Raw genomic sequence first — 20,341 nt, 5'->3', positions numbered from 1 at the left:
ATTCCTGAATGAAAAAAGTTCTAGTTGTAGATGATTCAGCATTTATGAGAAAACTTATTGGTGATTTTCTAACAGCCTCCAAACAGCTAGAAGTGATTGGGATTGCCAGAAATGGTGAAGACGCAATCTCAAAAATTAAAAAACTCCGCCCCGACGTCGTGACCCTTGACGTGGAAATGCCAAAGATGAATGGAATAGAAGCCTTAAGGAGAATCATGGTGGAGTGTCCGGTACCTGTCGTGATGCTCTCATCTACAACCAAAGAGGGGGCGGAGGAGACTGTCAAAGCCATGGAGCTTGGAGCTGTTGATTTTATCGCGAAACCTTCAGGAACCATTTCATTGGACCTTCATAAAGTTCAAGATGAAATGGTTGAAAAAGTCCTATCGGCAAGCAAGGTGAACATGACGAAAATAACCAGCACATTTCGAAAAAGGACAGAGTCAAGTGAATCTGCTAAAAGTTGTGTACCAACGTTACCTTCAGAACATAAATGGACCCGGGATTCACCGAAATTGATTCTTATTGGAACATCAACAGGAGGTCCACGCGCTTTACAGCAGGTGCTGACAGAACTGTCTCCTCAACTGGGTGCACCAGTGGTCGTGGTACAGCACATGCCGCCCGGTTTTACCAACTCACTGGCCAATCGGCTAGATGGTCAATCAGCCATTAAAGTGAAGGAAGCGGAGCATGAAGAAATCCTCCAAAAAGGAACAGCATATATAGCGCCGGGTGGTTTTCAAATGAAGGTGGTCGAGCATGGAGCACATTTAGCCTTTGAACTATCAAAGGAAGAAGCACCACGAAATGGTCACAGACCTTCCGTGGACGTATTGTTTGAATCCGCAAGCCTGCTTCGAAATTATGGCAAAATAGCTGTCATTATGACAGGGATGGGCTCCGATGGCTCTGAGGGATTGATCAGGCTTAAAGAAACAGGTGAAGTGAGAGCCATTGCAGAATCAAAAGAGACTTGTATTGTGTTTGGAATGCCGAAATCGGCTATCGCTACAAATTTAGTGGACAGCGTGGAACATATCGAGGATATTTCTCGAACTATTATGAAGTACATGTTGTAGAGAGGTGTGGAGCACATGGAATTGAGTCAATATTTAGAAGTTTTTATAGAAGAGAGTAAGGAAAATCTACAAACATGTAATGAGCAATTACTGGAATTGGAGAAAAACCCTGGAAACCTGACGATCGTTAATGAAATTTTTCGCTCAGCTCACACGTTAAAAGGGATGTCTGCAACGATGGGGTACGAAGATTTAGCAAACCTTACCCATAAAATGGAAAATGTTCTGGATGCTATACGTAATGAAAAAATTAAAGTGACACCCGAAATATTGGATGTAGTGTTTAAATCCGTTGACGATCTGGAAGCAATGGTGTTTTCTATCGCGGACGGCGGAGATGGGAAACGGGACGTGACGGAAGTAGTCACCCTTCTCCAAGCAATTGAAAAGGGAGAAAATTTACAATCCGCAAGTAATGAAGCTGCCGCAACCATAGCCCCTGAAATACATACATTGTCCATGAAGTACGAAGCATTTGAACAAACGGTTATTCAGCAATCCTTTGAGCAGGGATTCCGTTGCTTTGAAATGACCGTTTCCTTGAGGGATGATTGTCTGTTAAAAGCAGCAAGAGTATATATGGTTTTCGAAGTGCTGGAAAAACTCGGAGAAGTCATTAAGTCTTTCCCTACTGTAGATCAGCTGGAAGAAGAACAGTTCGACCATTCCTTTGTTATAGCAGTTGTGTCAAAAGAGGATGCAAGCGACATAGAAAAGAGTATACGTAACGTCTCTGAGGTTGAAGAAGTCACTTTAATGGAATTGACCTCACATCATATTCACAACAATGAAGTGAAAGGGTCGGAGGAACAGTCAGGAGAAGTTGTTGTAAAAGAAAAGGAAGACGCGTTACCTAAAGAAACGAATTCAACATCAAGACAATCGAATCCTTCGAGCAAAACGATACGTGTAAACATTGAGCGGCTGGATGTACTTATGAACCTTTTTGAAGAACTTGTCATTGATAGAGGCAGGTTGGAACAGATCTCAAAAGATTTGAATAATCCGGAATTAAATGAAACGGTGGAAAGAATGACACGAATTTCCGGAGATTTACAAAGCATTATCCTCACTATGAGGATGGTTCCTGTAGAAACGGTATTTAACCGCTTTCCCCGCATGGTAAGACAGCTTGCAAGAGATTTAAATAAGAAAATTGAATTAGAAATCATAGGGGCAGAAACAGAACTTGATCGGACGGTGATCGATGAAATCGGAGATCCACTTGTTCACTTAATCCGAAATGCCCTGGATCACGGAATTGAAATGCCTGAAGTTCGTTCGAAACATGGTAAGCCTGAGCAAGGGACGGTCAAGCTAAAAGCTTATCATAGCGGAAATCATGTATTTATTGAACTTGAAGATGATGGTGCAGGTATTAATAAGCAGCGAGTCATGGAGAAAGCGATCCAAAAAGGAATCGTATCAGAGGAAGTGGCGCAAACCTTATCCGATAGACAAATCTATGAACTTATCCTGGCTTCAGGATTTTCAACAGCTGATCAAATCTCAGATATCTCTGGTAGAGGTGTTGGATTGGATGTAGTGAAAGCGACGATTGAGTCATTAGGTGGTGCCATTACAATCGACTCCAGTGCTGGTGAAGGATCATTGTTTTCTATCCAATTGCCATTAACCTTATCGATTATATCTGTCATGCTTGTCGAGATAGAAGATGAGAAATACGCAATTCCGCTTTCTTCCATTATCGAGACTGCCATAGTCAAAAAAGAAGAGATCATGAATGCACATAATCAAAGAGTGATAGATTTCAGAGGCAAGGTAGTTCCCTTGTTATTCCTGGAGGATGTTTTCGAAGTTCCTAAAGATTCAAAAGATGAAGAGTTTTATTCTGTCGTGGTTGTCCGCAAAGGAGAAAAAATGGCAGGGTTAGTAGTGGATTCATTTATTGGTCAACAGGAAATCGTCCTAAAATCTTTAGGGAATTATCTTAATGATGTATTTGCCATTTCAGGTGCAACTATATTGGGTGATGGGCAGGTAGCGCTGATTGTAGATTGCAATGCATTGATTAAATAGGAGGTAAGGGAAATGAGTGTAGTGTCAGAGACATTGGAAGACCTAAAGCTTATCGTATTTCAATTGGTGGATAAGGAGTATGCCATTCCTGTCGACCAGGTCCGTTCAATTGAGAAGCTAGAACATATTACAAGAGTGCCTAGAACGCCTTCCTATGTTAAAGGTGTAATAAATTTACGTGGTGTCGTGACCCCCATCATAGATTTAAGAAGTCGATTCGATCTATCCTCTTCTGAACCAACCGAAAGCACCCGTGTGATTATCGTAGGTTTGGAGGATAAAGAAGTAGGGTTGATCGTTGATGCGGCAAATGATGTGTTGGATGTAGAGAGAGAAATGATTGAACCTTCACCGGAAGTTGTCGGGGTAGTAGAAGCAGAGTATATTGGCGGAGTCGTAAAGCAAGATAAACGATTATTGATTCTACTTCATTTAGACAAAATCCTGCAATCCATCTAAGGAGAACAGATACGAATGGGTTATGAGAAGAAAATTTCGTCAATGCACTTAGATATTTTGAAAGAAATCGGCAATATTGGAGCGGGGCATGCAGCAACTGCCCTCTCTACTCTTCTGGGGAAGAAAATTGACATGAAGGTACCCAATGTCCAGGTTGTTACATTCGATGAAATGATGGACATGGCAGGAGGACCGGATAATGTGGTCGTAAGTGTGTTCTTAAGAATTGAAGGGGATGCACCTGGTAGTATGTTTTTTTTATTGCCTCTTGAACAAGCATCAACTTATATTCGAACAATGATACAGGATCGTTCTTTTTCCTTTAGTGAACCACCGTATTCAGAATTAGGTTTATCAGCCATGCAAGAGTTAGGGAATATTCTATCAGGTTCATATTTGTCTTCCTTATCCGACTTTACGAGTCTTAAGCTATTACCTTCTGTTCCTGCTTTATCTGTTGATATGGCTGGTGCCATTATCGGCTTCGGCTTACTGGAAATTTCTCAGGTAAGTGATTATGCCATCGTCATAGATACAGCATTAAAAGAAGAGGAGTTAGAGGAATCAGAAAGTGTGAAAGGTCACTTCTTCCTCTTACCGGATCCCGATTCATTTGAAATCATCTTCCAATCCCTCGGTGTGAGGCTATGATTATAGTGGACACAGTGGTAAGGGTGGGTATTGCAGATATGAATATCGTTAGTAAGGGAAGTTCAATCCGCACATCGGGCTTAGGTTCTTGCATAGGGGTGGTATTATACGATGAACGTATCAAATTAGCTGGTATGGTCCACGTCATGCTCCCTCATTCACCGTTAGGGAAAGAGCCTGCCGTGAACTTAGCTAAATATGCAGACACTGGAATAGATGAACTCATTCGACAACTGAGAGAACAGGGGGCGAGAGTTGAAAGACTTAAGTGCAAAATGGCGGGTGGTGCACAAATGTTTCAATTCAAATCAAAAAGCGATGTGATGAGAATTGGCCCTAGGAATGCTGAAGCAGTCAAAGAGGCTCTCTTGAAGCATCAGGTGCCCATTGTAGCAGAGGATTTGGGTGGTAATAAAGGGAGGACCATCGAATTCTTCACGTCGACTGGGATCCTTCAAGTTCGCACGGTAAATGAAGAAACAAGAGAATTATGAGTTAATGATACGTTTCAAGGAGTAGATGTAACAGGAATGATCCATCGTCTTCTCATACCATGGAGTTCTATACCTTAATCAGGGTTTCAAGGAAGAAAATAGTAAGCAAGGAGGATTCTTATGTCTCAGCAACCCCCTCGAACAGATGAACAACTATATTGGGAGAAATGGATAAACAGTCGTGATACCCAGGCAGGTGATATGTTAGTGAAGAAATATATGCCCCTTGTGTCGTATCATGTTCAGAGAATTTCCGTTGGGCTGCCAAGAAACGTCTCGAGAGAAGATATAAAGAGTCTTGGGTTGATGGGTTTACTGGATGCACTTCAGAAGTTTGATCCAACAAGAGATCTAAAGTTCGATACATATGCTTCGTTCAGAGTCCGTGGAGCCATTCTCGACGGACTGAGAAAAGAAGACTGGCTACCAAGATCAACAAGAGACAGGGCGAAAAAAATCGAAGCCAAAACAGTAGAGCTGGAACAAATTTTATTACGCCACGTGACCGCCGAGGAAGTAGCCGCCTCATTAGAGATGGCTCCTGAGGAAGTATATCAAACGACCAATGAACATTTCTTTGCCAATGTCCTTTCCATGGATGAGCAACTAACCGATGAAGATCATGAATCTCAAAGCTATTCTATTAAAGATGATAAGACGATCACACCTGAGGAAGAAGTGCTGAAAGGTGAAAAGGTGACAGAGTTAGAGAAAACGATTTTAACGCTTTCTGATAAAGAACAGCTTGTGTTAAGCTTATTTTATAAAGAGGAATTAACTTTGACGGAAATCGGGGAAGTCATGAAACTGTCAACGTCACGAATTTCACAAATACATTCCAAGGCCATTTTTAAACTGCGCAATTTATTAGGCTCTTGAATCAACTTTATTGATTAACGGTGCACACAATGAGCCAAGACCATAGAAATTGAAGGACTGTTCCGGTGAAATACGGCTTATAGGAGCAGTCCTTTTATATGTTCAGGAAAAAACAAAAATCTAACTAAACTAAGGTGATGACATGGTAACATTCCTGCTTTTTATAACTTTTCTTCTTAATATCGTCTCCTTTCTCGCGATCGTCATTTTATACTCAAGGCAAAATCGTTTTCTTAACATGGAAAAAGAACAAAAGAAAATGATCATGGAATTGGAAGAAGTCATTTCTACTTATCTGATCGAAATGAAAGAAGAGAATGAAGAGTTCATAAGGACTTTTGATCATCATGCTAAAAGTCAAACACGTATCCCTGACAAAACGGACGATGAGAATGCAAATAGTTCCCCGCTACAAACCAACCCGAAGTGGTCAGGAACAGGATATAAGCAAGCTTCAAGGGCCTATCAGCAAACACCAACTCAACAATTGGAAGCTGTCGAAAAAAAGTTGGAAGTGACACCAACAGTAAAAACCGATGAAGATCCCCTTATCCAACAGGTTCTCTCACTTAAAAAAGAAGGGAAGGACATCGAGGAAATTGCTCAAACTGTCGGAAAAGGGAAAACGGAAATTGAGCTCCTGCTAAAATTCCGTCAAATTATGTAGGAATGTCTTGATTGGTTGGAGTAGGTGTGCTATAGTATTCATGGTGTGATTACACACGTTTCTCGATTGAGGTAGATGGTGCTATTCATACGAATAGTTTCTACTACAAGATGACGGAAACGGAGGAGAAAACAAAAACCATTTAGGAGGAAACACACATGTCAGTAATTTCTATGAAACAATTGCTAGAAGCTGGTGTACATTTTGGACACCAAACTCGCCGTTGGAACCCAAAAATGAAGAGATACATCTTCACTGAGCGTAACGGTATCTACATCATCGACCTTCAAAAAACAGTAAAAAAGGTTGAAGAAGCGTACAACTTCGTGAAAGAATTAGCTGGTAACGGCGGTAAAGTTCTTTTCGTTGGTACGAAAAAACAAGCACAAGAGTCTGTTAAAGAAGAAGCAGAACGTGCAGGTATGTACTACATCAACCAACGTTGGTTAGGTGGAACACTTACAAACTTCGAAACAATCCAAAAGCGTATTTCCCGTCTTAAAGAAATTGAAAAAATGGAAGAAGACGGAACGTTTGAAGTACTACCAAAGAAAGAAGTAGTACAACTTAAAAAAGAACATGAGCGCTTAGTGAAATTCTTAGGCGGAATCAAAGATATGAACACGCTACCTGATGCATTATTCATCATCGACCCTCGTAAAGAGCGTATTGCTGTAGCTGAAGCTCGTAAACTTCATATCCCTATCGTGGGTATTGTAGATACAAACTGTGATCCGGATGAAATCGATGTTGTCATTCCTGCGAATGACGATGCAATCCGTGCAGTTAAGCTTCTTACAGGTAAAATGGCGGATGCTATTTTAGAAGCTAAGCAAGGTGAAGAAGCAGCTGTAGCAGCTGAGTAATGAATGGAAGGTGATAAGAGGGCTTACCCTTATCACCTTTTTTTAAAGAGTATGCACATCTACTGTACTCAATTCGAGATACAGTACATTTTTGACTATCACCCAAGGTGATATAGTCTACATAGTTAAACTAAGGAGGAAACCCACTATGGCAATTACTGCACAAATGGTTAAAGAACTTCGTGAAAAAACTGGCGCTGGAATGATGGACTGTAAAAAAGCGTTAACAGAAACTGACGGAGATATGGACAAAGCAATTGACTTCTTACGTGAAAAAGGAATTGCAAAAGCAGCTAAAAAAGCTGATCGTATTGCAGCTGAAGGTACTACTTTCATTGCAAGCGAAGGGAATACTGCTATCATTTTCGAAGTGAATGCAGAAACTGATTTCGTTGCGAAAAACGAAAACTTCCAAAGTCTTGTTAAAGAATTAGCTGATCACTTATTAGCTAACAAACCGGCTTCAGTTGAAGTTGCTATGGAACAAAAAATGGCAAATGGTTCAACTGTAAGTGAATTCATCAACGCTGCTATCGCTAAAATCGGAGAAAAAATCACTCTGCGTCGTTTTGAAATCCGTACTAAAGGTGATAACGCTGCTTTCGGTGAATACTTGCACATGGGTGGCCGTATCGCTGTTCTTACAGTGGTTGAAGGTACTACAGATGCTAATGTTGCGAAAGACGTTGCTATGCACGCTGCAGCATTAAATCCTAAATATGTTTCACGTGATCAAGTTTCTGCTGAAGAAGTAGAGCGTGAGCGTGAAGTACTTAAGCAACAAGCATTAAATGAAGGTAAGCCTGAAAACATCGTAGAAAAAATGGTTGAAGGACGCCTTGGAAAATACTTCGAAGATATTTGTATCCTGGATCAAACATTCGTTAAGAACCCAGATCAAAAGGTACGTCAATACCTTGAAGCGAATAAAGCTACTTTAACTGATTTCATCCGTTACGAAGTAGGGGAAGGTCTTGAAAAACGTCAAGATAACTTCGCTGAAGAGGTAATGAGTCAAGTTAAGAAATAATAAAAGCTAAACAATTCTTAGTAGGGAACACTTAGCGTGTTCCCTATTTTTCAAGAAAAATTCTATCTTTATGGAGGTTCCCATGAGCGTTCCTAAATACAAACGTGTCGTTCTGAAACTTAGTGGAGAAGCATTAGCAGGTGATGATGGCTTCGGAATAAACCCTTCTGTCATTAAGAATGTAGCAGAAGAAGTAAAAGAAATTGCTGAACTTGATGTTGAAGTTGCAGTTGTCGTTGGCGGAGGTAATATTTGGCGTGGTAAGATAGGTAGTGAGATGGGAATGGATCGTGCTTCTGCTGACTATATGGGGATGCTGGCTACCGTAATGAATTCTTTGGCTCTTCAAGACAGCCTTGAGCAAATTGGCATCGAAACCAGAGTTCAAACTTCAATTGATATGCGTCAAGTGGCAGAACCTTATATCAGACGCAGAGCCATCCGTCACTTAGAGAAGAAACGTGTTGTGATTTTTGCGGCAGGTACGGGAAATCCTTACTTCTCAACCGACACTACTGCGGCACTTCGAGCAGCTGAGATTGAAGCAGAGGTCATCCTGATGGCTAAAAACAACGTAGATGGTGTATATTCAGCAGATCCTAAGAAGGACGAAACGGCTGTTAAATATGAAGAACTTTCCTATTTAGATGTTCTGAAAGAAGGTTTGGCTGTAATGGATTCAACAGCATCTTCACTTTGTATGGACAATGATATTCCACTTATTGTATTCTCTATTATGGAGGATGGGAATATTAAGAGAGCCATCACAGGTGAGAATATAGGTACAATCGTTAGGGGGAAAGCATAATGCCAAATACGATCATTACAAACGCAAAAGAAAGAATGACAAAAGCTATTCAAACATTTTCTCGTGAGTTAGCAAGTATCCGTGCAGGAAGAGCAAACGCATCTCTGCTTGATAAGATTACAGTTGATTACTATGGTGCGCCAACACCTGTTAACCAATTAGCAGGTATTTCAATTCCTGAGGCCCGTATGTTGGTCATCCAGCCTTATGATAAATCAGCTTTAGGTGATATTGAAAAGGCGATATTGAAATCAGACTTGGGAATTACACCTACAAGTGACGGGAACATCATTCGGATCGTTGTTCCTGCATTAACGGAAGAACGCCGTAAAGAACTTGTGAAGCTTGTGAAAAAAGAAGCTGAAGATGCAAAAGTGGCGATCCGTAATATCCGTCGTGATGCAAATGATGATCTTAAAAAGAAAGAGAAAAGCGGGGACATTACAGAAGATGACCTTCGTGGATATTCTGATGATGTTCAGAAAGCAACAGATGAAAGCATTGTCAAGATTGATGCTGTTGCAAAAGATAAAGAACAAGAAATGTTAGAAGTATAATTAATCATATTCTAATCCTAAGGGGCTGACCTATAAGTGAACTCATATTCCTTATGGGCCGGTCCCTTTGTTTTATGCTTGTTTAGAGTGTTTATGATAGCCGGCTTCTCCATTTCTCTGATTGAATGATCTTATTCGTTTTGAGAGAAAACATCGTTTAACGTTCAAAATACATATATGAATGTACATAATCTATTTTCTTAAAGATATCTTCCTTATTTTTTGATATGATAGTAAAGGTAAATATTTTTTGGATTGTTGGTGGAGGATTTTATGCTAAACAAGCTTAAGCAATGGAAAAGACAGCGAACTTCCGAAGAAGTGGATGATCGATTTCAAGAATTAGTAAAACACCCGATTCCGGGTCATATAGCTATCATTATGGATGGTAATGGAAGGTGGGCCAAAAAAAGAGCCTTACCTAGAGTCGCTGGACATCATGAAGGCATGAAATGTGTTAGAAGAATAACGAAATTGGCAAACGAATTAGGTGTAGAAGCCTTAACTCTTTATGCTTTTTCAACTGAGAATTGGAAACGCCCCAAAATGGAAGTGGAGTTTCTTATGAAGTTGCCAGAAGAGTTTTTAGGAACCTTTCTACCTGAATTAGTAGAAGAAAACGTTCAGGTTAAAATGATGGGTTCTCCTGATGCCTTGCCGAACCACACTAAGAGAGCCGTCACTAAGGCGATGGAAGCTACGGAGAATAATGACGGTCTCATATTAAACTTTGCTTTAAACTATGGCAGCCGTTCAGAAATTATTGATTCTATGAAGCATGTCTTAAAAGATGTTCAGAATGGAATACTAGATGAGAACCAATTAAATGAGGAAGTGTTTTCAAGTTACTTGATGACGAAAGATTTAAAAGATCCAGACCTGCTTATTCGAACGAGTGGAGAAATCCGCTTAAGTAACTTTATGCTATGGCAATTAGCTTATACAGAGTTCTTTTTTACAGACGTACTGTGGCCGGATTTTGGCAAGGAACATTTAATAGAAGCAATTGAAGCATATCAAGGTCGTTCAAGAAGATTTGGTGGGTTACAAAGCGAGGAATCCTAATGAAACAAAGAATTATAACAGCAGTGATAGCTGCAGCGATATTTTTGCCAATCATCATTTTTGGTGAAACACCATTTATTATTTTAATGTATCTTATTGCTTCCATCAGCTTATATGAAGCTTTAAAGATGAGAGGGCAATGGATTTTCACCATTCCCGGGTTGTTATCCCTGGCCCTGTTGTGGGTATTTTTGATCCCAACCGATGCTATCGGGATATTAGCGGATTTTGGCTATTCCAAGATTGAAATGGCTTTTCTTGCCGTGCTGCTTTTCTTAACCTATACAGTAGCGACTAAGAACCGTTATACATTCGATGATGTGTCTTTTGCTCTGTTAAGCATTTTATATGTAGGGATTGGTTTCTATTACTTTATGGAGATCCGTCTAGATGAGGGAGTACAGTTTGTTTTCTATGCTTTATTTATCATTTGGGCAACAGACTCAGGAGCTTATTTCATTGGAAGAGCAATGGGGAAAAAGAAGCTATGGCCTCAAATCAGTCCGAATAAAACCATCGAAGGTTTTGTTGGCGGGATTATATGTGCCATTATTGTTGGAGTTATCATGACATTTTTCACGGATCTTGATATGTCCATTCCTAAACTTATTATCGTGACTGCAATTCTATCCGTCTTTGGACAAGTTGGAGACCTGGTCGAATCAGCTTTGAAAAGACATTACAAAGTAAAAGATTCCGGGCATTTATTACCTGGACATGGTGGAATGCTGGATCGTTTTGATAGTTTATTATTTGTGTTTCCCCTTCTTCACTTTCTTTTATAAAGGTAGAAGGCTTTTAGTGGGAGGAGTGTAGTTGTTGAAAAAGATTAGCTTAATGGGAGCTACCGGTTCTATAGGGACACAAACCCTTGATGTAATCCGTGAGCATCCTGAAGAATTCAAACTTACGGCTATGTCTGTTGGCAAAAATATAGAAGAAGCTAGAAAAATGATACTGGAATTCAGTCCTCAATTGATTTCTGTTCAACGAAAAGAGGATGCTGAATCACTAAAGAAAGAAATGTCATCTTCTGTAAAGGTTCTCTACGGGGAAGAAGGCTTGGTGGAGGTAGCTTGCCATCAGGATGCGGACGTACTCGTTAACGCAGTGCTGGGCAGTGTTGGACTTTACCCTACATTACAAGCCATCGAGGCAGGGAAAATGATCGCGATTGCCAATAAAGAAACGCTCGTTACGGCTGGACATCTGGTGATGGAGGCTGCCCGGAAAAAGAATACACCTTTACTGCCGGTTGATAGTGAGCATTCTGCCATATTCCAAGCGCTGCAGGGAGAACAAGATAAGAATATTGAAAAACTGATCATTACCGCATCCGGAGGTAGCTTCAGGGACCGGACGAGAGAAGAATTAGTGGGTGTGACAGTAACAGAAGCCTTGAATCACCCGAACTGGTCAATGGGTGCAAAGATTACCATCGACTCTGCTTCAATGATGAACAAAGGGTTAGAGGTGATCGAAGCACATTGGCTATTTGATATTCCGTATGACCAAATTGAGGTGGTGCAGCATAGAGAGAGCATTATCCACTCCATGATCCAGTTCCATGATTCATCTGTGATGGCTCAGTTAGGTACGCCTGATATGCGCGTTCCGATTCAATATGCTTTAACCTATCCTGATAGACTCATTAGGCCAGGTAAAAGATTGGATTTAGTCGAAATGGGTAAGCTTCACTTTGAAGAGATGGATCTAAATCGTTTCCGCTGTCTTGCTTTTGCCTATGAAGCTGGACGGATAGGCGGAAGTATGACGACGGTACTAAATGCTGCAAATGAAGCGGCTGTTTCCATGTTCCTGGAAAATAAGATATCTTTCCTGGACATTGAATCGTATATCGAGAAGGCTATGTCTACTCATCAAGTGATACATAGACCAGATCTTGAAACCATACATGAGATAGATCAACAGACTCGACAACTCGTTTCAAGCTGGTTGTAGAGTACTTGGGCATGTTTACATGTTTTGTAACGTAGTATGATAGTGGACATGTTTCTTACGCTTACTTCAAACATTTAGATCTGTTACCGACAGGTTATAAAAAAGGTGGTTTTTTATTTGCAAACGGTGATTGCCTTTGTTGTTATTTTTGGAGCTTTAGTATTCTTTCATGAGCTTGGACATTTAATATTCGCAAAGCGTGCAGGCATTTTATGCCGTGAATTCGCAATAGGGTTTGGTCCTAAAGTGTTTTCATACAAAAAGAATGAAACAACCTATACGATTCGTTTATTGCCTCTTGGGGGCTTTGTCCGAATGGCCGGGGAAGACCCGGAAATGGTAGAGCTAAAGGCCGGTCATCGGGTTGGTCTTGTACTCGATCAGGATGAAAAAATTAAAAAAATTGTCTTAAATAACAAAGATCGCTATCCGAACATTCGTGTCATTGAGGTAGAAGAAGCGGATTTAGAGCATAGACTGCATATACGTGGATACGAAGAAGACGAGGAGGAACTGAAAACCTTTTCGATTTCCAGGGATGCCGTATTCATTGAAGATGGTGTCGAGACACAAATCGCTCCATGGGATCGACAATTTGCTTCTAAGTCACTACCCCAACGAGCGATGGCCATTTTTGCTGGACCGCTATTCAACTTTATTTTAGCCTTCTTCATTTTCATCCTTGTAGGCTTATTGCAAGGGGTTCCGACGAATGATCCTGTTCTTGGTGAACTCACAGAAGATGGGGCAGCAAAAGAAGCCGGCCTTCAGAAAAATGACGTGATTTTAAGTATAGATGGTAAAGAGATTTCAACTTGGGATGATATTGTCACCATCATACAGAAGCACCCAGGCGATGAGCTGCGATTTAATGTTGATCGTAACGGATCAAACACAGAGATTTCAGTCACCCCAAAACCTCAAGAAATAGAAGGGGAAGAAATAGGGATCATTGGTGTTCATAGTCCTGTTGAAAAGTCGCCTCTCAAAGTGGTGACCAATAGTGCACAGCAAACCTATGAATGGACCAAAATGATTTTTGTTCTATTAGGAAAGCTTGTGTCCGGTGAGTTCTCAATCGATGCATTATCAGGGCCGGTTGGAATCTATCAGTCAACGGATGTTGTTGCTAAATCAGGTATATTCTACCTAATGAGATGGGCAGCCATCCTTAGTATCAACCTTGGAATTATGAACCTTCTGCCGATTCCTGCCCTTGACGGAGGCAGACTCCTGTTCTTCGCAGTTGAAGCGGTAAGAGGGAAACCGGTGGATCGCCAAATGGAAGGAATGGTCCATTTTGTCGGGTTTGCCCTTCTCATGGTTCTCATGCTTGTTGTGACATGGAACGACATTCAAAGGTTTTTCTTATAAAATATGATGCATGAATCATGAACAGGCAGTTTCTCCCTCCAGAATCAAAAAATGAGGGTGTCACTGCCTGTTGATTTAAGATAAAATAGTGAGAAGGAAATTTCCACACTACATAAATAATATATATGGTAACTGAGGTGCTAATAGATGAAGCAACGTAATACATTTATCCCTACTTTAAGAGAAACACCAGCTGATGCAGAAATTAAGAGTCATCAGCTTCTCTTGAGAGCGGGTTTCATAAGACAAAATGCAAGTGGTATTTATAGCTTTTTGCCATTAGGAAATAAAGTATTGAAAAAAGTGGAAGAGATTGTTCGTGAAGAATTAGATGCAGCAGGTGCTGTTGAAATGCTTATGCCTGCCCTGCAACCTTCCGAGCTCTGGAAAGAATCGGGGCGCTGGGGAACGTATGGCCCTGAGTTAATGAGAATGCATGATCGGCATGATCGTGAATTTGCCCTTGGAGCAACACATGAAGAAGTGATTACAAGTTTAGTAAGGGACGAAATAAAATCATATAAACGCCTCCCCCTTACGATGTATCAAATTCAAACTAAATTCCGTGATGAAAAGCGTCCACGTTTTGGACTCCTTAGAGGAAGGGAATTCATTATGAAGGATGCCTATTCATTCCATTCATCTTCTGAAAGTCTGGATCAAACATACGATGCATTATTTCAGGCGTATTCAACTATATTCAGCCGATGCGGGCTGAATTTCAGAGCAGTTATCGCTGACTCTGGAGCAATGGGCGGTAAGGATACACATGAATTTATGGTGTTATCAGAAGTAGGCGAAGATACGATTGCATACTCCGATGAATCCGATTATGCAGCGAATATCGAAATGGCTGAAGTAGTGGATTCCTATACTCAATCGGCAGATGAGATGCTTGCATTAGAAAAGGTATCAACACCAGAGAGTAAATCGATTGAAGAAGTTTCTTCTTTCCTATCTGTTGAGAAAGATCAATGTGTAAAATCGCTACTATTTAAGGTAGATGATGATTATGTACTGGTATTATCCCGTGGTGATCATGAAATTAACGATATCAAAGTGAAGAACCTTCTAAATGCAAGTATCGTTGAATTGGCATCAGCCGAAGAAACGAAAGAGATCATCGGATGTGAAATCGGATCAATTGGTCCATGTTCATTAGATAAAGACGTGAAAATTGTTGCTGATCAAGCAGTTAAATACATTCGAAACGGTGTATCAGGAGCAAACGAAGCGGGATACCATTTCACAAACGTGAACCCTGAACGTGATTTTGAGGTTTCTCAATACGCAGATCTTCGCTTCATTCAGGAAGGTGACCCTTCTCCGGACGGAAATGGTACGATTGTTTTCGCAAAAGGAATCGAAGTGGGACATGTATTCAAATTGGGGACAAGATATTCAGACGCCCTTGGCAGCTCATTCTTGGATGAAAATGGCCGTTCTCAGTCGATCATCATGGGTTGTTACGGAATAGGTGTCTCTCGTACCCTTGCAGCAGTTGCAGAGCAATTCAATGATGACAATGGTCTGGTTTGGCCAAAGGATCTTTCACCGTTCGACCTTCATTTAATTCCAATTAATATGAAGGATGAAGCGCAGGCGAAGCTTGCAAACGAACTATATGATACATTTAAAGAAAATCGTTATGATGTATTAATGGATGACCGGGCTGAGCGTCCAGGTGTTAAATTCGCTGACTCTGATCTGATTGGTCTTCCAATTCGCATTACGGTCGGGAAGAAAGCAGGAGAAGGCATCGTTGAAGTGAAAGTAAGAAGCACCGGAGAGATGCTGGAAGTGCATAAGGACGAGCTACTGCCAAAACTGCAAGAACTATACAAGACTCTTTCTTAAAAAGAAAAGGGCTCGACTTTAAAGGAGGCAATCCTTAGCTGTCAGCCCTTTTTCTACTGTAAATAACACGATTAGAAATGGGGGAGAAGGATCATGGAAGAAAAGCCCCTGGGCAAAAGAGAAAGGTTTCAACTGTTGCTAAACCAATTAGGGTTAACAGAGGACGCCTTTGTGAAGTACTTTCAATACGCTGAAATTGAAAAACTAGCGGTGTTTCGCAAGGAGAAGAAATGGCATTTTTACTTTACATTCGAAGAAATCGTTCCGTGTAACGTGTGGAGTAAATTTTCAATCGCACTTCAAACATCCTTTAAACATATTGCAAACGTCGGATTTACGATAAAAGTGGTGAATACCCAAATATCAGATCAGCATATTTTAGATTATTGGCAGGAATGTGTGAAAGAAATTCAAGGTATTTCACCGCCATTATTAAAATTATTAAATACTCAAAAACCTAAAATCAACGGAAATAAAATTATTGTGTTTGCTTCCAATGATACAGAAGCAACACAGTTAAAAAGAAAATACGGTGAAATGATCACCTCTACTTTCGAGAACTTTGGCTTTCCTAAACTAGTATTGGATGCAGAGGTAAGTCAAGTAGAAGAACAAAGCAATGAATATGAGAAGTTTTTAGAAGAAAAGCTTAAAGAAGATCAAGAGAGGGCCAAACAAGCTCTCATTGAAATGGAGAAGGCTGAAAAAGAGGAAGCAAGTGATGCACCCAGCGGTCCATTCATGCTTGGTCTTACAATTAAAGACGATGCTGACTTCCGAAAGATTGAAGAGATTTATGACGAAGAACGCCGAATCGCCATTGAAGGGTATGTTTTCGACTGTGAAACACGAGAATTACGTAGCGGCCGTACTTTATTAACATTTAAAGTAACAGACTACTCAAGTTCGATCCTGGTCAAAATGTTCTCGAGGGACAAAGAGGACGCTGCTATCATGAACAGTATGAAAAAAGGCATGTGGGTCCGCTGTCGTGGAAGCATCCAAAATGATACATTCGTACGTGACCTGGTGATGATTGCCAACGATGTGAATGAAATTAAACCTGTTCTGAGATTGGATACTGCTCCAGCTGATGAAAAAAGGGTGGAGCTTCACATGCATACTCCAATGAGTCAGATGGATGCCGTTTCTTCAGTGGCAAGTCTTGTTGCCCAAGCAAAAAAATGGGGCCATAAAGCGGTTGCGATAACGGATCATGCCGTTGCACAGTCGTTTCCTGAGGCATATAGCGCAAGCAAGAAAAATGACATTAAACTGCTGTATGGAGTAGAGGCGAATCTTGTAGATGATGGAGTACCGATTGCCTATAACGACCGGGATCTTCCTTTAGAAGAGGGTACCTTTATTGTCTTTGACGTCGAAACGACTGGACTATCGGCCGTTTACGATACCATCATTGAACTCGCCGCTGTGAAAATCAAAGATGGCGAGGTCATTGATAAATTTGAATCGTTTGCCAACCCTCATCATCCGTTATCCGCTACAACTATTGAATTAACGGGGATCACTGATGATATGGTGCAAACGGCACCTGAAATAAACGATGTTCTTCACGACTATCATCAATGGGCAGGAGAAGATATATTAGTTGCACATAATGCTTCCTTTGACATGGGTTTCTTGAATGCAGGGTATCAAAAAGCAGGACTTCCAAAAGCGACTAACCCTGTCATCGATACGCTGGAGCTTGCAAGACTCCTGTATCCTCAATTCAAAAATCATCGTTTAAATACGTTAGCCAAGAAATTTGATATTGAACTTACCCAGCATCACCGAGCAATCTATGATGCGGAAACAACTGGTTACTTGTTATTGAAAATGCTGAAGGATGCCATTGAGAAAGGGATCGGGATCACCAACCATAATCAATTCAATGATTACATGGGGAAAGGTGATGCGTACAAGCGATCAAGACCATATCACTGTACACTGATTGCCCAAACAGAAGAAGGCTTAAAGAACCTGTATAAACTAGTATCCATTTCTCACATGAATTATTTTTTCCGTGTTCCGCGAATTCCCCGCTCTCAGCTTCAAAAGTATCGAAAGGGAATTCTTGTAGGTTCAGGCTGTGACAAAGGTGAAGTGTTTGAAGGGATGATGCAAAAAGGGAAAGAAGAAGTTGAGGAAACGGCTCAATTCTATGATTACCTGGAAGTTCATCCTAAAGAAGTCTATCAACATTTAATCGAGTTGGATTTGGTACAAAGTCAGAAAAACCTTGAAGATATCATTAAGAACATTGTGGATCTTGGTAAGAAATTGGATAAGCCTGTAGTGGCTACGGGTAACGTTCATTACTTGAATGAAACCGACAAGATTTACCGTAAGATTCTCGTTGGCTCTCAAGGAGGGGCGAATCCGTTAAACCGACACGAACTTCCTGATGTTCATTTTAGAACAACGAATGAGATGCAGGATGCATTCTCTTTCTTAGGGAAAGAAACAGCGAAAGAAATTGTCGTGGATAATTCCAACAAGATAGCTGATCTCGTAGACGTAATTAAACCAATCAGAGATGATCTTTATACGCCTAAAATTGAAGGCGCTGATGAAGAAATGCGCCGCATGAGTTATTCGATGGCGAAAAGCATTTACGGAGAAGAGCTTCCTGAAATTGTAGAAGCAAGGCTTGAAAAGGAATTAAAGAGTATTATCGGACATGGATTCGCAGTGATCTATTTAATCTCACATAAGCTCGTGAAAAAGTCATTGGATGATGGATACCTGGTAGGGTCACGTGGGTCAGTAGGTTCCTCTTTTGTTGCCACAATGACAGAAATAACGGAAGTGAATCCTTTACCTCCTCACTATGTATGTCCATCTTGCAAAAAATCCGAGTTCTTTGATGATGGATCTGTGGGATCCGGGTTTGATTTGCCCAATAAGGATTGTCCTGATTGTGGTATTCCATATAAGAAGGATGGTCATGATATCCCGTTTGAAACATTCCTTGGATTTAAAGGAGACAAAGTTCCTGATATCGATTTGAACTTCTCGGGTGAATATCAGCCTAACGCCCATAACTATACGAAGGTTCTGTTCGGTGAAGACAATGTCTATCGAGCAGGTACAATCGGGACAGTGGCGGAAAAGACCGCCTACGGGTATGTAAAGGGATACGCCAATGATCATCAGCTGCAAATACGTGGAGCTGAAATCGATCGATTGGTAAGTGGGTGTACCGGTGTGAAAAGAACAACCGGACAGCATCCTGGAGGGATCATCGTAGTACCTGATTATATGGATATCTACGATTTCTCGCCAATTCAATTCCCTGCTGATGATTCTAGCTCGGAATGGAAGACAACACATTTTGATTTCCATTCCATTCATGATAATCTTTTGAAGCTTGATATTCTTGGTCATGATGATCCAACTGTCATTCGTATGCTTCAGGATTTATCAGGTGTTGATCCGAAGACGATTCCGACAGATGACCCGGAAGTGATGAAAATCTTCAGTGGAACGGAATCCCTCGGAGTGACAGCGGAACAAATCATGTGTAAGACCGGGACGCTTGGAATTCCTGAATTCGGGACACGATTTGTTCGTCAAATGCTTGAGGATACAAAACCGACGACATTTTCTGAGCTTGTTCAAATATCAGGACTTTCACATGGTACTGATGTATGGCTCGGCAATGCACAAGAGCTTATTCATAATAATATATGCAATCTAAGCGAAGTAATTGGATGTCGTGATGATATTATGGTTTATCTCATCTATCAGGGACTCGAGCCTTCACTTGCCTTTAAAATCATGGAATTTGTACGTAAAGGGAAGGGTCTGCAGGATGAATGGGTAGAAGAGATGAAAAAGAATGGGGTACCTGACTGGTATATTGATTCTTGTCTGAAGATCAAATATATGTTCCCGAAAGCCCATGCTGCTGCCTATGTATTAATGGCAGTTCGTATTGCTTACTTTAAAGTGCATCATGCTCTCTTGTACTATGCTGCTTACTTCACCGTTCGTGCAGAAGATTTCGATATTGAAGCCATGGTGAGAGGGTCACAAGCAATCCGGGCTAAGATAGAAGAGATCAACAGTAAAGGCCTGGATGCATCTCCGAAAGAAAAGAACACGTTAACAGTACTGGAGTTGGCCCTTGAAATGTGTGAACGGGGATACAAGTTCCAAAAAGTAGATCTGTATCGTTCACAAGCGGCTGAATTTGTCATAGATGGAGATTCATTGATTCCACCGTTCAACTCGATTCCCGGGCTCGGGACGAATGCGGCAATCAATATTGTGAATGCAAGACAGAATGGGGAGTTTCTCTCTAAAGAAGATCTTCAACAAAGAGGTCGAGTCTCCAAGACAATCATCGAGTACCTGGACAATCACGGCTGCTTGGAAGCCTTGCCGGATAAGAACCAATTATCCCTATTCTAAGCTGATACCATGGGAATTGTTTGCATAAAAATGTTGATTATGGTATATTTTTATTGGAAATACTAAAGATAGCTCTAAAGGTAGAAGAGTGGGGTCGCACCCCACTCTTTCGTTATTACATGGAGATTTTT

Annotated in this window: 17 protein-coding genes; all 17 read left to right on the top strand. The window is 40.9% G+C overall.

Going from position 1 to position 20,341, the window contains the following annotated elements:
- Nucleotides 1-8 precede the first annotated feature (8 nt).
- The 17 genes from ACXAF2_RS18295 (at nucleotide 9) to ACXAF2_RS18215 (ending at nucleotide 20,210) form a co-directional block, all read left to right on the top strand.
- On the top strand, nucleotides 9-1,082 hold the full coding sequence (locus ACXAF2_RS18295) for a protein-glutamate methylesterase/protein-glutamine glutaminase (protein ID WP_475140815.1): 1,074 nt from the start codon (nucleotides 9-11) through the stop codon (nucleotides 1,080-1,082).
- A 15-nt stretch (nucleotides 1,083-1,097) separates the two neighbouring features.
- Nucleotides 1,098-3,122 (top strand): chemotaxis protein CheW, encoded by a 2,025-nt coding sequence (locus ACXAF2_RS18290; RefSeq protein WP_475140813.1) that lies wholly within the window; start codon nucleotides 1,098-1,100, stop codon nucleotides 3,120-3,122.
- A gap of 12 nt (nucleotides 3,123-3,134) precedes the next feature.
- The gene (locus ACXAF2_RS18285; RefSeq protein ID WP_475140811.1) at nucleotides 3,135-3,581 is read left to right on the top strand and encodes a chemotaxis protein CheW; all 447 of its coding nucleotides are present in this window, start codon (nucleotides 3,135-3,137) and stop codon (nucleotides 3,579-3,581) included.
- Between the two features lie 15 nt (nucleotides 3,582-3,596).
- A complete protein-coding gene (locus ACXAF2_RS18280) occupies nucleotides 3,597-4,232 on the top strand; it encodes a chemotaxis protein CheC (protein ID WP_475140809.1) in 636 nt (211 codons plus the stop codon).
- A complete protein-coding gene (locus tag ACXAF2_RS18275) occupies nucleotides 4,229-4,726 on the top strand; it encodes a chemotaxis protein CheD (protein ID WP_475140807.1) in 498 nt (165 codons plus the stop codon). The genes ACXAF2_RS18280 and ACXAF2_RS18275 overlap by 4 nt, the downstream gene beginning before the upstream one ends.
- Nucleotides 4,727-4,846: 120 nt before the next feature.
- A complete protein-coding gene (locus ACXAF2_RS18270; protein ID WP_475140806.1) occupies nucleotides 4,847-5,605 on the top strand; it encodes a FliA/WhiG family RNA polymerase sigma factor in 759 nt (252 codons plus the stop codon).
- Between the two features lie 142 nt (nucleotides 5,606-5,747).
- Entirely contained in the window at nucleotides 5,748-6,272 is a 525-nt protein-coding gene (locus ACXAF2_RS18265) for a DUF6115 domain-containing protein (RefSeq protein ID WP_475140804.1), read from the top strand.
- 158 nt (nucleotides 6,273-6,430) lie between these two features.
- The gene (gene rpsB / locus ACXAF2_RS18260; protein ID WP_044337376.1) at nucleotides 6,431-7,138 is read left to right on the top strand and encodes a 30S ribosomal protein S2; all 708 of its coding nucleotides are present in this window, start codon (nucleotides 6,431-6,433) and stop codon (nucleotides 7,136-7,138) included.
- A 148-nt stretch (nucleotides 7,139-7,286) separates the two neighbouring features.
- Nucleotides 7,287-8,168 carry a translation elongation factor Ts gene (gene tsf / locus ACXAF2_RS18255; protein ID WP_475140802.1) on the top strand — a complete coding sequence of 294 codons (882 nt, stop codon included), beginning with the start codon at nucleotides 7,287-7,289 and terminating at the stop codon, nucleotides 8,166-8,168.
- An 82-nt stretch (nucleotides 8,169-8,250) separates the two neighbouring features.
- Entirely contained in the window at nucleotides 8,251-8,976 is a 726-nt protein-coding gene (gene pyrH, locus ACXAF2_RS18250; RefSeq protein WP_148968763.1) for a UMP kinase, read from the top strand.
- On the top strand, nucleotides 8,976-9,533 hold the full coding sequence (gene frr / locus ACXAF2_RS18245; RefSeq protein ID WP_475140799.1) for a ribosome recycling factor: 558 nt from the start codon (nucleotides 8,976-8,978) through the stop codon (nucleotides 9,531-9,533). Before pyrH ends, frr begins: the two co-directional genes overlap by 1 nt.
- 273 nt (nucleotides 9,534-9,806) lie before the next feature.
- Nucleotides 9,807-10,598 (top strand): isoprenyl transferase, encoded by a 792-nt coding sequence (locus ACXAF2_RS18240; protein ID WP_475140797.1) that lies wholly within the window; start codon nucleotides 9,807-9,809, stop codon nucleotides 10,596-10,598.
- Complete coding sequence (locus tag ACXAF2_RS18235; RefSeq protein ID WP_475140795.1) at nucleotides 10,598-11,383, top strand: phosphatidate cytidylyltransferase; 786 nt, start codon at nucleotides 10,598-10,600, stop codon at nucleotides 11,381-11,383. Before ACXAF2_RS18240 ends, ACXAF2_RS18235 begins: the two co-directional genes overlap by 1 nt.
- A gap of 34 nt (nucleotides 11,384-11,417) precedes the next feature.
- Nucleotides 11,418-12,560, top strand: a complete 1,143-nt coding sequence (gene dxr, locus ACXAF2_RS18230; protein ID WP_475141281.1) for a 1-deoxy-D-xylulose-5-phosphate reductoisomerase — start codon at nucleotides 11,418-11,420, stop codon at nucleotides 12,558-12,560.
- 117 nt (nucleotides 12,561-12,677) lie between these two features.
- On the top strand, nucleotides 12,678-13,934 hold the full coding sequence (gene rseP / locus ACXAF2_RS18225) for an RIP metalloprotease RseP (protein WP_475140793.1): 1,257 nt from the start codon (nucleotides 12,678-12,680) through the stop codon (nucleotides 13,932-13,934).
- Between the two features lie 147 nt (nucleotides 13,935-14,081).
- The gene (locus ACXAF2_RS18220) at nucleotides 14,082-15,791 is read left to right on the top strand and encodes a proline--tRNA ligase (RefSeq protein ID WP_475140791.1); all 1,710 of its coding nucleotides are present in this window, start codon (nucleotides 14,082-14,084) and stop codon (nucleotides 15,789-15,791) included.
- A gap of 93 nt (nucleotides 15,792-15,884) precedes the next feature.
- Complete coding sequence (locus ACXAF2_RS18215; protein ID WP_475140789.1) at nucleotides 15,885-20,210, top strand: PolC-type DNA polymerase III; 4,326 nt, start codon at nucleotides 15,885-15,887, stop codon at nucleotides 20,208-20,210.
- Nucleotides 20,211-20,341 lie beyond the last annotated feature (131 nt).

The organism is Rossellomorea sp. ABR4_004 (assembly GCF_056159585.1).
Note: the sequence above shows the minus strand (reverse complement) of the source record. Positions and strands in the feature narration are given on the sequence as shown.

Bases quoted from the DNA above. Each gene is read 5' to 3' on its own strand.
- ACXAF2_RS18240 (WP_475140797.1), top strand. From the start codon at position 9,807: ATGCTAAACAAGCTTAAGCAATGGAAAAGACAGCGAACTTCCGAAGAA.
- ACXAF2_RS18265 (WP_475140804.1), top strand. From the start codon at position 5,748: ATGGTAACATTCCTGCTTTTTATAACTTTTCTTCTTAATATCGTCTCC.
- ACXAF2_RS18215 (WP_475140789.1), top strand. From the start codon at position 15,885: ATGGAAGAAAAGCCCCTGGGCAAAAGAGAAAGGTTTCAACTGTTGCTA.
- ACXAF2_RS18295 (WP_475140815.1), top strand. From the start codon at position 9: ATGAAAAAAGTTCTAGTTGTAGATGATTCAGCATTTATGAGAAAACTT.
- ACXAF2_RS18290 (WP_475140813.1), top strand. From the start codon at position 1,098: ATGGAATTGAGTCAATATTTAGAAGTTTTTATAGAAGAGAGTAAGGAA.
- ACXAF2_RS18235 (WP_475140795.1), top strand. From the start codon at position 10,598: ATGAAACAAAGAATTATAACAGCAGTGATAGCTGCAGCGATATTTTTG.
- ACXAF2_RS18285 (WP_475140811.1), top strand. From the start codon at position 3,135: ATGAGTGTAGTGTCAGAGACATTGGAAGACCTAAAGCTTATCGTATTT.
- rpsB (WP_044337376.1), top strand. From the start codon at position 6,431: ATGTCAGTAATTTCTATGAAACAATTGCTAGAAGCTGGTGTACATTTT.
- pyrH (WP_148968763.1), top strand. From the start codon at position 8,251: ATGAGCGTTCCTAAATACAAACGTGTCGTTCTGAAACTTAGTGGAGAA.
- ACXAF2_RS18270 (WP_475140806.1), top strand. From the start codon at position 4,847: ATGTCTCAGCAACCCCCTCGAACAGATGAACAACTATATTGGGAGAAA.
- frr (WP_475140799.1), top strand. From the start codon at position 8,976: ATGCCAAATACGATCATTACAAACGCAAAAGAAAGAATGACAAAAGCT.
- ACXAF2_RS18220 (WP_475140791.1), top strand. From the start codon at position 14,082: ATGAAGCAACGTAATACATTTATCCCTACTTTAAGAGAAACACCAGCT.
- ACXAF2_RS18280 (WP_475140809.1), top strand. From the start codon at position 3,597: ATGGGTTATGAGAAGAAAATTTCGTCAATGCACTTAGATATTTTGAAA.
- tsf (WP_475140802.1), top strand. From the start codon at position 7,287: ATGGCAATTACTGCACAAATGGTTAAAGAACTTCGTGAAAAAACTGGC.
- ACXAF2_RS18275 (WP_475140807.1), top strand. From the start codon at position 4,229: ATGATTATAGTGGACACAGTGGTAAGGGTGGGTATTGCAGATATGAAT.